Here is a 13,581-nt window from a genome sequence, read left to right as displayed (position 1 = left end):
CGCGTCAGTGCCGCGTCCGCGGCGCGCCGGGCCCGGCCTCCTCGTCGTCGCCGGCCTCGCCGCCTTCGCCCTCCTCCTCGCCCGCGGCGCCGCGGCGGACGTGCACCGCCCCCACCTCCGGCGGCTCGGGCGGCTCAGGCTCGGACATGTTGGCGAGGTCGTCCTCCGAGCCGGGCAGGTCGCCCCCGGAGTCGGCGCCGAGCGCGGTGGGGGCCGCACCGCCCACGTTGCTCGCGGGCACGAGCTTCTCGTCCTCTTCCTCGAGCAGCTCGCGCGGCAGCCGGTCGGTCGGGCGGGCGGTCGGCTCGGGGTCGTCGTGGGGTGCGGTGGCCATGACCGCACGCTGCGCACCGCGCGGGTCGCCGGGAAGGCGCGTCGGGCCGGTCAGCGCCCCGGCGCGAGCGTCCGGTAGAGCGCCTCGTACCTCGCCGCGCTCCGCTCCCAGCTGTTGTCCTCGGCCATGCCGCGCTCCACCAGCCCGCGCCAGGCGCGCCGGTCGCGGAACACGTCCAGCGCGCGGCGCGTCGCGGTGAGGAGCGCCTGCGGCGTGTACTCGGAGAAGCGGAAGCCGGTGCCGCGGGCGAAGCCGTCGAAGTCCTCGACCGTGTCGGCGAGGCCGCCCACCGCCCGCACCACCGGGACGGTGCCGTAGCGCAGCGAGTACATCTGGTTCAGGCCGCACGGCTCGAACCGCGAGGGCATGAGGAACAGGTCCGCGCCCGCCTCGATCCGGTGCGCCAGCCCCTCGTCGAACCCGATGCGCGCGGCCACGCGGTCGGGGTGCTCGCGCGCGGCGCGCGCGAACGCCTGCTCGTAGGCCGCGTCGCCGCTCCCGAGCAGCACCACCTGCACGTCGCGGGCGAGCAGCGCCGGCAGCGCCGCCGCCACGAGGTCGATCCCCTTCTGCTCGGCGAGCCGGGTCACCAGGCCCGCCACCGGGACCTCGGGCCGCACCGGCAACCCCACCTCGCGCTGGAGCGCGGCCTTGCACGCCGCCTTGCCGGTGAGGTCGCCGGCGCCGAAGTGCGCGGGCAGGTGCGGGTCGCGGGCCGGGTCCCAGGCGTGCACGTCGATGCCGTTCAGGATGCCGTGCAGGTCCCGGGCGCGGTGCCGGAGCAGCGCGTCGAGGCTGGCGCCGCCCTCCGGCGTGAGGATCTCGCGCGCGTAGGTGGGCGAGACGGTGGTGAGCGCGTCGGCGAACGCGAGCCCGGCCTTCATGAAGGAGAGCTGGTCGAAGAACTCCATCGCCTCCCAGCGGAACACCTCCCACGGGAGGCCCAGCGCGGGCAGCACCTGCTTCGGGAACAGCCCCTGGTAGGCGAGGTTGTGGATGGTGAACACCGTCCGGGCGCCGGCGAGCGCCGGGTCGCGCGCGTGCTCGTGGCGCAGCAGCCAGGGCCCGAGGCCGCACTGCCAGTCATTCAGGTGCAGGATGCGGGGGCGGAGCCCGAGCGCGGCGGGCAGGGCCAGCGCGGCCCGGGTCAGGAACGCGAAGCGCTCGGCGTTGTCGCCGTGGTCGCGCCCGCCCTCGCCGTACAGGCCGCGGCGGCTGCCGAACAGGTGCGGGTGCTCCACGAAGTAGACCGGCGCCGGCCCCCGCTTCACCCAGAGCGCCACCGGCTCGCCCCGCACGTGGAGCGCCGTCCGCACGGGCTGGAGCCCGGCCGCGTGCGGGTCGATCGACCCGTGGCGCGGCGTCACCACCGCCACCTCGTTGCCCCGCTCGGCGAGCGCCTGCGGCAACGCGCCGGCCACGTCCCCGAGCCCGCCCGTCTTCGACCACGGGCCGACCTCCGAGGCGACGAACAGGATCTGCATCGACGTCAGTATGGACCTTCCGGCGCCGCTAGCCGGGCACCTTGCGCAGGAACTCCGCCGCTTCCTCGGGCGGGACCGGGTTGATGTGGAACCCGGAGCCCCACTCGAACCCGGCCACCTGCGTGAGCGCCGGCATCACCTCGATGTGCCAGTGGTAGCTCGGGCTCTGGGCGTCGCGGAGCGGGTTGGAGTGGACCATGAAGTTGTAGGCGGGCTTGCCGAGCGCCCCGCCCAGGCGGCGCAGCGTGCTGCCCAGCGCCTCGGCGCACAGCGCCAGCCGCTCCTTGGGCTCGGCCTCGTAGTTCGACTGGTGGCGCTTCGGCATGATCCAGGTCTCGAACGGGCTCCGCGGGGCCCAGGGGGCGAACACCACGAACTCGTCGTTCTCGAGGACCAGCCGCGCCCGCTCCTTCCGCTCCTGCCCGACGATGTCGCAGAAGATGCAGCGCTCCTTCAGGTCGAAGTGCCGGCGGGCGCCCTCGATCTCCTCGATCACCTGCCGCGGCACCACCGGCAGCGCGATGAGCTGCGAGTGCGCGTGCTCGAGCGAGGCGCCGGCCAGGTGGCCGTGGTTCTTGAACAGCAGGATGTACTTGAAGCGGAGGTCGTTGCGCAGGTCGAGGATGCGCGCCTTGAACGCGAACAGCACCTCGGTGAGCTCGGCCGGGGTGAGGTCCTCCATGGCCCGGTCGTGGTCCGGGGTCTCGACGATCACCTCGTGGGCGCCGATCCCGTTCATCCGGTCGTAGATGCCCTCCGCCTGCCGGTCCAGCTCGCCCTCGATCTTGAGTGCCGGGAACCGGTTCGGCACCACCCGCACCTTCCAGCCCGGCGCGTTGGGCGGCGCGGACGGCGGCCGCCCGGCCACGTACACCTCGCGCGGCGTCATCCCCTCGTTGCCGGGATCGAACGGGCACAGGCCGCCCTGCGGCGCGGGGGCGGTGCGCTGCATGTCGGAGGGACGGCGGGCGCGCTCGGTGGCGATGATCACCCAGCGGCCGACGATGGGATCGCGGCGGAGATCCGGCATGCGGCGCTACCCCTCCTCGGCCGGCGCGGCGCCCGGCTCGACCGGCTCGTGGCGCGGCGGGCGCCGGAGCGTCGAGCCCACCGCGGCGCCGGCGAGCATGAGCGCCGCGCCCCCGAGGTAGGGCGCCGCGAACCAGAGCTGGCTGTAGGCGTGGGTGGCGGAGATGGGGCCGGCGATGCGCCCGAGCGCGGCGGCGGACTGGCCGATGCCGAGCGTGCCGCCCTGGTCCTCGGCGCGCGCCGAGCGCGAGACGAGCGAGGTCAGGGACGGGGTGGTCAGGCTCGACCCGAACGCGAGCGGCACGGTGGCGACGAGCAGGCCCGCCACCGAGCCGGCGTAGGGCAGCGCCGCGAGCGCGGCCGCCTGCAAGAGCAGCCCGGCCACGAGCAGCGCCCGCTCGCCGAAGCGGCGGCTGAGCGGGCCGATGAGGCCGCCCTGGACCACCGTCGCGACCACGCCGATGAGCGCGAACACGTAGCTCACCTGCCGCTGGTCGAGCCCGTAGCGGTGGACCGCGAGCAGCGCGAACGTCGCCTCCATCCCGCTGAACGCGAGGATGGCGATGAAGTAGATGAGGATGAGCCGGCGGATCCCGGGCCGGCTCACGCCGCCGAGCAGCGCCTCGAGGTGCGGCCGGCGCTCGGCCTGCACGTGCGCGGCCGGCTCGGGCAGCACGAAGAACGCCGCCACCCCGTTCGCCGCCGCGAGCGCCGCCGCCGCGTAGCCGGGCGCGGAGAGCGAGATGGCCGAGAGCAGGCCGCCGATGGCCGGCCCGAGCACGAAGCCGAGCCCGAACGCCGCGCCGATGAGCCCCATGCCGCGCGCGCGCCCCTCCGGCGGCGTGACGTCGGCGATGTACGCCTGCGCGATGGCGATGTTGGCGGTGGCGGCGCCGGCGAACAGGCGCGAGACGAGCAGCCACGCGAAGCTCGGGGCGAGCGCGTAGCCGAGGAACCCGACCGCCGTCATCACGATCGAGAGGAGCAGGAGCGGCCGGCGGCCGTGGCGATCCGAGAGCCGGCCCCAGATCGGCGTGAAGACGAACTGCATCGCCGAGTAGCCGGTCATCAGCCACCCGATCTGCGCGTCCGGCGCGCCGAGCCGCTCGGCGTACAGCGCCATCACCGGGATGACCATCCCGAAGCCGAGCAGGTCGATGAAGACGATGACGAAGAGGATCGCGAGGGCGGACCGGTTCTTCACGCGGGCGCGAGGATAACCCGGCCAGGGACGGGGCGCAGGCTTTCCTGCCGGGCCGGGCGCGCGCCGCCGGGCGCGTTCGGGTGAGGGCGGGGGATCGCGGGGCGGCGCACCCGGGCGCCGCCGCCGGCCGATCAGAACTCCACGCGATCGCGGCCGGCGTGCTTGGCGCGGTACAGGTGGCCGTCGGCCCGTGCGAACAGGTCGGCGCCGTCGGCGTCGTCGGGCGCGAGCTCGGCGCAGCCGAGCGAGACGGTCACGCGGATCGCCTGCCCGCCCGCCTGCACCGGCTCCGTGCCCACCGCGCGACGGACGCGCTCGGCCACCTCGGCGGCGGCCGCCACGTCGGCGCCGGGCAGGATGGCGGCGAGCTCCTCGCCGCCGATGCGCGCCAGGAGATCCCCGGCCCGCAGCGCCGCCGATGCCCGGCGCGCCACCTCGGCGAGCGCGACGTCGCCCGCCGCGTGGCCGTGCCGGTCGTTCACGTCCTTGAAGCGATCCACGTCGAGCACCGCCACCGCCAGCCGGTCGCCGCCGCGCCGCGCCCGCGCCACCTCGCGGCGGAGCGACTCCTCGAAGGCGCGGCGGTTGGGGAGGCCGGTGAGCGGATCGCGCAGCGCCAGGTCGGCCAGCGCGGCGAGCTCCGACTCCTCCGCGTCGCCGGCCCGCAGGTAGCGCGCCACGAACGCGCCCACCTGCACCCGGTCGCCCGGGGCGAGCCGGTGCACCGCCACCTCGCGGCCGTTCACCCAGGTGCCGTTGGTGGAGCCGAGGTCGAGCACCAGGTGGCCGTCGCCGTCCGGCACCACGCGGGCGTGCCGGCGCGAGACGTCGGAGGCGGGCAGCGCCACCGCGCAGGACGGATCGCGCCCGAGCACCACCTCGCCGTCGAGCGGCACCCGCAGGCCGAGCGCGCCGTCCCCCGCCACGAACACGAGGCAGTGGCCGGCCGCGGCGGCGGCGCGCTCCTCCGGGGTCCGGACGCGGGTGGGGTCGTCGCCCATGCGACCGCGAGTCTACACCGGGCCCCGCGCGCCGGGCGCGCGATGCGCTACACCCGCCAGTGGATGCGCTCGAAGTCCTGGTCGGGCACGGTGAGCGCGAGGTAGCCGTAGCGCGGCAGCCGCTCCACCTCGACCTCGCCCCGGAGCGCGTGGACGGCGAGGTCGACCCGGTCGCCCGGCGCGAGGCCCAGCGCGGCGAACGGCAGCTCGAGCTCCGCGACCTGCGCGAACGCGAGCCGGCCGAGCGCCTGGCCGCGCCACGCGCCGGGGCGGGGCGCGCCGTCCGGCTCGAGCGGGAAGTCCACCCAGCGCTGACCGTCCCGGGAGCGCACCGACACGCGCACGTGCGTCGCGACCTCGGCGGCGCGCGCCGCGGACTCGGCCGGATCGAGCCGCAGGTAGAGCGCGGCGAGGTCGAAGCCGAAGCGGAGCACGTGGAACGCCTGCGCGCCGCCGTACATCGAGCCGCGGTGCTGGCCGGGCCGGTACAGCCCGGCGCCCTGCCACTCGAAGTAGGTCGTCTCGCGGCCGTCCAGGGTCGGCGTGAGCAGCATCACCGGCTCGCGGAGCGGCTTCGCCTCGAGCGCGCCCGGGGCCGGCGCGCCGGCGCGCTTGATGGGCGCCTGCGTCTCCGGCGGCGGGTCCACGCCGCAGAGCAGCGCCGCCCGGTTCACGTGCGCGCGGAACAGCGCGTCGAACTCCGCCGCCTGCTCGGTGGTGAAGTCCTCGCCGTACCACCAGTACCAGTCCGACGCCTCGGCGGCGTACAGGTGCTGGCGCGCGCGGGCGAGCCGCTCGGCCGGGACCTCGCCGCGCTCCTCCGCCTGCGCGAGCGCGTCGCGGACCCGGCCCAGCGCCGCCCACGCCTCGCGGTCCTCGCGGTGGCCGATCCAGATCCGGAAGGAGGCCTCGATCCAGGAGCCGGTGTGGACGCGCGCGATGGGCGGGCCCTCGGCGGCGGCGGTCGCCTCGGACAGCGTCACCGTCTGCACGCGGTCGGAGCGCTCCAGCGCGTCGTAGAGCCGGTCGAGGAACTCGTGGCCCGAGCTCGGGTAGTGCTCCCAGGCGTTCTCGCCGTCGAGGAACACGCCCAGCGTCGGCGCGCCGGGCTGCCCGTCGCGCGCCCACGCGTCGGCCACCGCCCGCACGTGCGCGGTGAAGTCCGCCACCGCGTCCCGCGCCGGGACCTTCGCGTAGGTGAAGCCGATGACGTCGGAGAGCGCGCGGTCGCGGAACAGCATCCGGACCTCGCGCCCCGCGCCGGCCGCGACGCGCCAGGGCCGGTACACCGAGCGCAGGCGCGGCGCCGCCGCCGGCAGGGACTGCAGCAGCACGCCCTCGTCGCTCGCCGCCCAGCCCACGCCCTCGGAGGCCAGGATCTCGAGCGCCTCCGGCGAGACCGAGCCCTCGGCCGGCCACATGCCCGCGGGCGGCCGCCCGAAGCGGCGCGCGTGCGCGGCGATCGCCTCGCGCACGTGCCAGCGCGCGTCCTCGGGGTGGGCGAAGCGCGGGGGGAGCGGGATGCCGGGCAGCGCGCGGTGCGCGGCGTCGGTGTCGCAGAGCAGCGGGAGGATGGGGTGGTAGTACGGCGTGGTGGAGAGCTCCACCTGCCCGCGGTCCTGCAGCGCGCGCCAGCGCGGCACGACGCCCGCCGCGATGCGCCGCTGCACCTCGAGCAGCGCGTCCACGTCGGCGCGGGTGTAGCCCCGCCCCTTCTCCCGCAGCGCCCGCACCGCCGGCTCGTCGGCCTGCGCCGCGAAGCCCATCCAGGCGAGGTTGAACAGCGCCTGGAGGTCCTGCAGCTCCTGGTCGCCGAACGAGTGCGCGAGCCGGGCCAGGTCCACCCCGCGCAGCTCCCGCCCGCGCTTCTGGAGCAGCTCCCAGTAGCGCGGCAAGGGCTTCACGTTCGTCTCCCAGCCGACCATGAAGAACGAGCGCAGGATCTGCTGGCGATCCTCGGCGCCGAGATCGGCGGGCGGGCGTGCGCTCAGCTCCAGCAGGCGGTCCTGCGCGGTCCCCTGCGCGTAGTCCTCGAGCTGCTCGAGCAGCACCGGGGTGAAGTTCACGGTGCAGCGCACGCCCGGATGGCGCTCCAGCATCCAGGCCATGTCGTGGTAGGCGCGGGTGGCGTGCAGCCGGACCCACGGCATGAGGTACGCGCCCGTCTCCGGCTCGCGGTAGGGGGGCTGGTGCATGTGCCAGAGGAACGCGAGGCGGACGGGCGTCATCTGGCGGGACGGTAGAACGCGGGCGCGCCGCGCGCAAATGCGGCCGGTGCTCAGCGCCTTCCGCGCCGCGCCGGCCCCGCGCCGGCCCTCGCCGGCGCGGGCGGCGCGCCCGACGCGGTGAAGGCGGGGCCGCCCTCGCCGACGGCCTTCCACTCCTCCCACAGGTTCAGGAGCAGGGCCACGTCGGCCACCGGCACGCGGTCGCGCAGGTGCGGGAACTCGCCGGCGAAGGCGCGGTAGAACTCGTGGTAGCGGAGCGGGGTGAAGTAGCGGAGCAGGGTCTCGCGCCCGGCCGCGTCCACGTCGAGGAACTCGACGCCGAAGCCGCCCTCCAGCTCCGGGTGATCGCCCGGGACGGTGTGCGCCACCCGGGCGCGGATCGCGAGCGGCCCGGCCGGCAGCCCCAGCTCCACGAACAGCTCCAGCCCCTCGCGCAGCAGGAACGACGAGGAGAGGAACACGCCGCCCAGGCCGAGGTTGCGCGAGGTGCAGTGGGCCTCGAACTTGAGGCCGCGCTCGCCCGGCACGTACAGCCGGCAGGGAAGCTCGACGTCGATGCGCTCGTAGCGGCGTGGCTCGGTCACGGTGCGATACCCCTAGCGGAAGATCTTGCCGAAGCCGCGCGCCTTCAGCTCGCCCATCTCCTTGGCGAGCCGGCCCAGCCGCTCGGTCTTGTCGGCCACCTCGCGCTGCAGCCGCGCGATCTTCTGGTCGCGCTCGGCGACCTGCGCGGCGATCGCGTCCTTCTCCTGCGCAACGCGCTTCAGCGCCTCGCCCGCCGCGACCGCCGGGATGGGCGCCGGCGCGGCCCGGGCCGCCTCGGCGGCGGCCTCCGCGTCCGCGGCGCGGCGGAGCGCCTCCGCCAGGCGCTCCTCCAGCTCTGCGGCGTGGGCGGCGGCCCGGCGCACCGCCTCGGCCTCCTCGGCGGGCGCGGGCGCGGCGAGCGGGCGTGCCGTCAGCTCGGCCACCTGCGCCTCGAGGCGCTGGAGCTCCTTGCGCAGCAGCGCGCCGTCCCCCGCGCGTGCGGCGAGCTCGTCCCGCAGCCGGCTCACCTCGCCGGCGCCGCCCAGCGCGCCCGAGGCGGTGAGCGACTGCAGCCGCTGCTCGATCTCGTCCTTCTCCCAACGGACCGCCTGCAGCTCGGCCTCGAGCTCCGCCGCCTGCGCGCCGGCCACGTCGGCGGCGCTGCGCGCCGCGGCGAGCTCGGCCTCGAGCCCCGCGTCCGGCGCGGGCGCCGCCGGCCGCGCCTCGGCCGCGGCGGCGCGGGCCTCGGCGTCGCGCGCGGCCGCCTCCGCGGCCTCGGCGCGCGCCGTGACCGCCCGGACCGCCGCGGTCTGCTCGGCCTCGCGCGCGGCGCCGGCCTCCTCCAGGCTCTCCAGGCGCGCCAGCGCCTCGGCCGCGCGCGCCTCCACCAGCCCCGCGCGCTCCGCCTCGCTCTCCAGGCGGGCCTCCAGCTCGGCCACGCGGGCCTCGAGCGCCTCGCGCAGCGCGGCGGCCTCTCCGGCCGCGGCCGACGCCCCGGCCAGCTCGGCGGTGAGCTTCTCCACCTCCCCGGCGCGCGCGGCGAGCGCCTCGGCCCGCGCCTCGGCCGCCTCGCGCTGCTCGGCGTCGCGGGCGGCGTCGGCGCCCTCGAGCTCGGCCGCCCGGGCCCGCGCGGCCTCCGCCTCGCCGGCGAGCCGCTCGGCGCGCGCGCGGGCCGCGCCGGCCTCGGCGCGCAGCGTGTCCGCCTCCGCGGCGACCTGGGCGCGGGCGGCCTCGAGCGTGCGGAGCTCGGCGGCCCGCCGGGCCGTCTCCTCCCGCGCCGCCTCGGCGTCCACCAGCGCCCGGTCGGCCTCGGCCCGGGCCGAGCCGGCGTCGAGGCGCGCCACCTCCTCCGCCGCGCGGGCCTCGGCCAGCGTCTCGCGCCCGCGCTCCGCCTCGGCCTCCAGCGCCGAGATCCGGTCGCGCGCCTCGCGCAGCGCCGCCTGCGCCTCCGCCGCCTCGTGCGCGCGCGCCTCGACCGCCTCCTCCAGCTCCGGCAGCCGGGCCTCGCCCACCGAGGCGCGCTCCAGCGCCGCCTCCAGCGCGGCCTTGGCCGCCTGCGCCTCCGAGCGCGCCGCCTGCAGCGCGGCCTCCGCCTCGGCGGCCGCCTCGCGCCGCTCGGCCAGCGCGGCGTCGGCGCGCGCGCGCGCCTCGTCCGCCTGCGCCACCGCCGCGGCCTGCGTCGCGAGCGCGGCCCGCGCCTCGGCGAGCTCGTGGGTGCGCTCCGCGATGACGCCCTCCGCCCGCTCCAGCTCGGCCCGCGCGTCCGCCCCGCCGCCGCGCTCGGCGTCGAGCGTCGCCTCCAGCTCCCGCGCCCGCGCCGCCGAGAGCTCGGCCCCGGCGCGGAGGCGATCCACCTCGGCCTCCACCGCCTGGCGCGAGCGGCGCAGGTCGTCCACGCCGGCCCGGAGCGCCTCCAGCTCGCGCGCCAGCCCGTCGCGCGCGGCGAGCGCCTCGTCCCGCGCCTCGGCGGCTGCCGCGGCCGCCTGCTCGGCGCAGGCGGCGCGGTCGCGATCGGCGGCGGCGTCGGCGAGCACGCGGTCGCGGGCGCGCGCGGCGTCGAGCGCGGCCGCGGCGGCCGCGTCCAGCTCGGCGCGGAGCTGCTCCCGCGCCTCGGCGGCCGCGTCCCGCTCGCCCAGCGCGAGGTCGCGCGCCGCGAGCGCCTCGGCCCGCTCGCGCAGCGCGTCCGCGGCGAGCGCCCGGGCCGCGGCGGACGCCGCGCCGGCCGCGCCCTCCTCGAGGAGCGGCCCCGCCGGCAGCGCCACCAGCGTGAAGCCCGACAGGCCGCACGGCGCGTCGCCGCACACCGCCACGTACGCGGCGGTCTCGGCGGTCCCGGCGAGCGAGCCGTCCATGGCCAGCTCCGGCTCGTCGCCGCCGCCCATGCCGAACACCCAGCCCAGCGTGGCCGACTGCGCCGCCACCTCCACCTGCGCGAAGCGGCCCAGCAGCGCGCCCACGAACGCCTCGTACCCCGGCGGCGCCGCCCGGCGCGGCTCGCCGGCGAGCTCGGCCAGGCCCGGCCCGCCCGCGTCCACCGCGGTGACGAGCCGGCCGCCCGGCGCGAGCAGGCGCGCCAGGGCCGCCGCGCGCGCCGGCTCGGCGGCGAGCGCCGCGCCGTCCGCGAGGAGCACCACGTCGAACGCGCCGGCGGGCAGGTCCTCGGGGCGTGCGGCGCGGAACTGCACGTACGGCTCGTGCGGGCCGCGCACCGCGGCGGCGAGCGCGGCGCCGTCGTCCTCGATCGACAGGACCTCCGCCGCGCCGCGCTCGGCCAGGAACGCGGCCGTCGCGCCCTCGGTGGCGGCCGCCGCGCCGATCTCCAGGATCCGTCGCCCCTCGAGGAGGGGCTCGACGAACGCGTAGCGCGCGAGGAGCTCGCCGGTGCCGTTCCGGGCGTGAAAGGAGGCCATGGCGCCGGATGGTACACCGGCGGAGGGCCGGTCCGCGCGCGGCGCCCGGGCCCTGCCCGCCGACGCGGCGCCGGAGGTGCGCGGCCGCCCTACCGCCCGTCGCCGGGCGGGGGCGGCTGCCCGGCCGGTGCGACGGGCGCGGCGGACGGCTGCGCGGCCGGCGCCTGGCCCGGTTCCGGGGCGGCGGCGGGGGCCGGCTCGCCCGCGGCGGGCGGGGGCCCGGCGCCCTTCTCCGCGGCGGCCGGCTCGGACCGGGCGGCGGTGCGGATCGCGCCGAGCGTGGCGTCCACCGCCGGCTCGAGCTGCTTCAGGAGCAGCTGCGCGTCCATGGCGCGCGACGAGCGGGAGCCGGCGGTGACGCGCAGCTTCTCGGCCGCGTCGCGCAGCTCGGCGGCGGCGCGCTCCAGCAGCCGCCGCGCCTCGTGGTAGCCGGACTCGGCGCGGATGGCGCCGAGCTCGTCCCGCTGCGCGGGCGAGATCCCGGCCAGCCGCTCGGCGCGCCCGAGGTAGCCGAGGCCGCGCTCGAGCCGGGCCGGGTCGCCGGTGGCGACCTCCTCGCGCGCCCAGCCGGCGAGCAGGTCGAACAGCCCCTGGTCGAGCAGGCTGCGCTCCTCGAAGGCGCGCTCGGCCGGGAGCGGCTTGCCCGGCGGCGGCACGAGCGGCGCGTAGGCCGCGGCGAGCGCCGGGTCGTCGGTCGAGAAGGCCTGCCGCCCCATGGGCAGCATGAGGCCCTTCATCACCACCAGGCGCCCCTCGTCCGGCACCAGGTACCAGGTGCGCGCGTTCCGCTCGGAGGCGAGCCACGCCACCACGCCGGCGAGGCCCAGGATGGCCACCCAGGCGAGCAGCGCCTTCACGCCGGATCCGGCGCGCGCGCGCGGGGTCTCGTCCGCCATGTCGAAGGTCCTCCGGTTGCCGAGAGAGAGGGGCTGCGCGACGGCGCCGCGCCCGCGGCTCAGGTCCGCGGCACCCCGATGAACGGCAGGTTCCGCATCTTGCCGTCCCAGTCGAGCCCGTAGCCGACCACGAACTCGTCGCCGATGACGAAGCCGCGGTAGTCGATGGGGATCTTCACCTGCGCGCGCGCGGGCTTCTCGAGGAGCGCGGCGATGCGCACGCTGGCCGGCTTGCGGGTCGAGAGGTTCTCGAGCAGGTACCGCATGGTGAGGCCGGTGTCGATGATGTCCTCGACGAGCAGCACGTCCTTGCCGTCGATGGGCCGGGTGAGGTCGCTCGTGATCTGGACGACGCCGGTGGTGCGGGTGCCCTGGTACGAGCTGATGCCGATGAAGTCCACCGACAGCGGCAGGTCGACCGCGCGCACCAGGTCGGCGAGGAAGATGAAGCTGCCCTTCAGCACGCCGATGACGACGAGGTTCTTCCCCGCGTAGTCGCGGGTGATGTCGGCGCCCATCTGCGCGACGCGGGCCCGGAGGTCCGCCTCGGAGATGAGCACGTCGAGGCCGGCGCGGCTGCTAGACATAGGCGTTGTTCATGATCTCCCCGAAGCCGCCGCCCCCGGGGACGATGTACTGGTGGTCGTCGAGCCCGCGCTCCTCGTCCCAGCGCGTGCCGGGGACGGTCGCGAGGACGTCGGGCGGGGAGAGGCCGCGGTCGAGCCGGATCGCGTAGATCCGCACGTCGGGGTGGGCCTTCGTCATGTTGCGCAGGTACTCGGGGGTGACGATGAGGTGGATGTTCACGATCCGCCTCGCCTTCCCCGGCACCTTCTTCTTGTAGGTCTCGATGGCGGTCGCGAGCGACGAGCCGGTCGCGCCCATCGGGTCCGGGAAGAGCAGGAACGCGTCGTCCACGTCCCCGCCGATCTTCATCCCGCCGATGCCGGCGCCGACGACCTCCTCGTTCTCGCCCAGCATCCGGCTCATGATGATGTGATCCTGGCGGACCAGCGACGGCTCGAGCGTCTCGTTGAGCAGGTCGTAGACGAGCTGCGACGGGACCGCGCCGGCGCGGGCGATGTTCACCGTCACCGCGCGCACCTGCCGGTCGACCACCTCGCCCTCGAAGATCGCCTGCGGCGAGCTGTCGATCATGCGGGTGGGGACCGCCACCCGGCGCCGCGGGAACTCGTGGTTCATCACGGTGCGGATGAGGTCCTCGTACAGCAGCCGGACCAGCCGGTTGATGGCCGGCTGGCGGGTCTCCTTCGAGCACAGCGTGGCGAGCGCGCCCAGCAGGAAGGGGTTCGCGACGATGTGGACGTTCTCGCCGTACCGGTGCTCGATCTCGCTCATCCGGTAGGGGACGTGGTCGTAGCTCAGGTCTCGCACGGGCCGGGAGCATAATGCGGCTCGGCCCGGAAGCGTCCTGCCAAATTTGCGCCCCGGGCGCGGGGAGCCGGCGCGGGGGGCACCTGGCGGCGGCTCACCTCACGTCGATGACGCCCTGGAACATCTTCATGCCGCAGGAGAAGCGGAGCTCGCCCGTCTTCTGCGGCACGACCCGCACCATCACCGTCTCGTTGAGCGGCAGCGGGACGTTCATCCCGAGGTCCGGGATCACGATCTCGGTGGCGCAGGTCTGGTCGGTGACGCGGGTCATGACGAGCGTGAGCGGCCGGCCCGCCTTGGCCTCGATGCGCCAGGGCTCGTAGCCGTTCTTCGTGACGGTGATCTTCACCACCTGCTCCTTCGCGTCGTCGCCCTTGCAGGCAGGGGCGAGCGCGAGGACGGCGGCGAGGGCGGCGAGCGGCAGGATCGCGGTGCGGGACATGGCGGAGCGCCTCCGGGCGTCGCGCCGCGGCGGAGGCCGCGGGGCGCAGGCATCCTAGCGCGGCCCGGCCGCTCCCGCCGCGGAGCGCGCGGGGCCCGGAACGTCGCGGGCGCGGAGGCGAGGCCGCCCCCGCG

12 protein-coding genes are annotated in these 13,581 nt (G+C 76.9%); all 12 read right to left on the bottom strand.

All coding sequences use genetic code 11. The features are described 5' to 3' along the window. Positions 1–4: 4 nt before the first annotated feature. The 12 genes from A2CP1_RS00775 to A2CP1_RS00720 all read right to left on the bottom strand — a co-directional run bounded on the left by A2CP1_RS00775 (position 5) and on the right by A2CP1_RS00720 (position 13,447). A complete protein-coding gene (locus tag A2CP1_RS00775; RefSeq protein ID WP_012631592.1) occupies positions 5–334 on the bottom strand; it encodes a hypothetical protein in 330 nt (109 codons plus the stop codon). Positions 335–384: 50 nt separating this feature from the next. Then, on the bottom strand, positions 385–1,818 hold the full coding sequence (gene glgA, locus A2CP1_RS00770) for a glycogen synthase GlgA (protein WP_012631591.1): 1,434 nt from the start codon (positions 1,816–1,818) through the stop codon (positions 385–387). A gap of 28 nt (positions 1,819–1,846) precedes the next feature. Then, positions 1,847–2,848 (bottom strand): galactose-1-phosphate uridylyltransferase, encoded by a 1,002-nt coding sequence (locus A2CP1_RS00765; RefSeq protein ID WP_012631590.1) that lies wholly within the window; start codon positions 2,846–2,848, stop codon positions 1,847–1,849. Between the two features lie 6 nt (positions 2,849–2,854). Then, positions 2,855–4,051: an MFS transporter gene (locus A2CP1_RS00760; RefSeq protein ID WP_012631589.1), complete on the bottom strand. Its 1,197-nt coding sequence runs from the start codon at positions 4,049–4,051 to the stop codon at positions 2,855–2,857. Between the two features lie 131 nt (positions 4,052–4,182). Next, entirely contained in the window at positions 4,183–5,052 is an 870-nt protein-coding gene (locus A2CP1_RS00755) for a diguanylate cyclase (protein WP_012631588.1), read from the bottom strand. A 47-nt stretch (positions 5,053–5,099) separates the two neighbouring features. Beyond that, positions 5,100–7,280 (bottom strand): glycoside hydrolase family 57 protein, encoded by a 2,181-nt coding sequence (locus tag A2CP1_RS00750; protein ID WP_012631587.1) that lies wholly within the window; start codon positions 7,278–7,280, stop codon positions 5,100–5,102. Positions 7,281–7,330: 50 nt separating this feature from the next. Beyond that, the gene (locus A2CP1_RS00745; protein ID WP_012631586.1) at positions 7,331–7,864 is read right to left on the bottom strand and encodes a PilZ domain-containing protein; all 534 of its coding nucleotides are present in this window, start codon (positions 7,862–7,864) and stop codon (positions 7,331–7,333) included. Between the two features lie 12 nt (positions 7,865–7,876). Next, positions 7,877–10,714, bottom strand: coding sequence for a coiled-coil domain-containing protein (locus A2CP1_RS00740; protein ID WP_012631585.1), 2,838 nt, complete (start codon positions 10,712–10,714; stop codon positions 7,877–7,879). Between the two features lie 89 nt (positions 10,715–10,803). Further along, positions 10,804–11,610: a hypothetical protein gene (locus A2CP1_RS00735; RefSeq protein WP_012631584.1), complete on the bottom strand. Its 807-nt coding sequence runs from the start codon at positions 11,608–11,610 to the stop codon at positions 10,804–10,806. 59 nt (positions 11,611–11,669) lie between these two features. After that, entirely contained in the window at positions 11,670–12,197 is a 528-nt protein-coding gene (hpt, locus tag A2CP1_RS00730; RefSeq protein ID WP_012524213.1) for a hypoxanthine phosphoribosyltransferase, read from the bottom strand. Continuing rightward, the gene (locus tag A2CP1_RS00725; RefSeq protein ID WP_012524212.1) at positions 12,190–13,005 is read right to left on the bottom strand and encodes a uracil phosphoribosyltransferase; all 816 of its coding nucleotides are present in this window, start codon (positions 13,003–13,005) and stop codon (positions 12,190–12,192) included. Before A2CP1_RS00725 ends, hpt begins: the two co-directional genes overlap by 8 nt. A 94-nt stretch (positions 13,006–13,099) precedes the next feature. After that, a complete protein-coding gene (locus A2CP1_RS00720; protein WP_012524211.1) occupies positions 13,100–13,447 on the bottom strand; it encodes a cupredoxin domain-containing protein in 348 nt (115 codons plus the stop codon). Between the last annotated feature and the right edge of the window lie 134 nt (positions 13,448–13,581).

This window comes from Anaeromyxobacter dehalogenans 2CP-1 (assembly GCF_000022145.1).
In the GTDB taxonomy this organism is placed as follows: Bacteria; Myxococcota; Myxococcia; order Myxococcales; family Anaeromyxobacteraceae; genus Anaeromyxobacter; species Anaeromyxobacter dehalogenans.
Note: the sequence above shows the minus strand (reverse complement) of the source record. Positions and strands in the feature narration are given on the sequence as shown.